This window comes from Cedecea colo (assembly GCF_011808225.1).
Classification (GTDB): Bacteria; Pseudomonadota; Gammaproteobacteria; order Enterobacterales; family Enterobacteriaceae; genus Dryocola; species Dryocola colo.
Genome location: NZ_SOYS01000029.1, coordinates 1 through 830, shown reverse-complemented (window position 1 = coordinate 830; position 830 = coordinate 1). Strand labels below are relative to the sequence as shown.

General features: G+C 53.0%; 1 pseudogene. It reads right to left on the bottom strand.

The window, feature by feature from the left end:
• Positions 1 to 830 (bottom strand): annotated as a pseudogene (locus tag E2L00_RS21340) (IS3 family transposase); the annotation flags it as partial.

The following is an 830-nucleotide window of genomic DNA, read 5'->3' as shown; positions in this document are numbered from 1 at the left end:
AGTAGCTGGAAAAAACTTTCTGCAACTGCGTTGTCATGGCAGTTACCACGACGGCTCATACTGCCCTCCAGTCCATGTGATTTCAGGAACGACTGCCACTCGTGGCTTGTGTACTGACTGCCTTGATCAGAATGAACCAGCACCTGTTTTTGAGGATTGCGTCTCCACACGGCCATCAGAAGCGCATTCAGGACAATATCTTTTGTCATCCGGGATTGCATTGACCAGCCAATAACTTTGCGCGAGAACAGGTCAACAACCACGGCCAGATACAGCCAGCCTTCGTGAGTTCGGATGTAGTTATGTCCGTTACCCRACGTTCATCCGGTGCATCTGGATTGAACTGTCGCTGGAGCCTGTCGGGKGTAACTATACTGGCTTCTCCTTTGCGTGCCCGTGGGCTTCGGTACCCGACCTGAGCCTTTATTCCGGCACGCTTCATCAGCCGCCAGACCCGRTTAATCCCGCATTGTTGCCCGCTATCTCGCAGGCCGAGATGGATCTTGCGATAGCCATAAACGCAACCGGACWCCAGCCAGAACTGTTTGATTTGTCCTGTTAGCCTCAAATCCGCCTGATGCCGTGGTGAATACGGCTGCTGAAGCCAGGCGTAAAACCCACCCGGATGAACATCCAGCACCCGACAGAGCAGACGAACAGGCCAGCAACAGATGTTGTCACGGATAAAGGCGTACCTCAGTCGGACAGCTTTGCGAAGTACGCCGCGGCTTTTTTTAATATATCCCGTTCGTCAGTAACCCGCTTCAGTTCCTTCTGGAGTCGGCGGATCTCAGCCTGAGCATCTGACTGTTCTTTGTGGATGGAAGAGT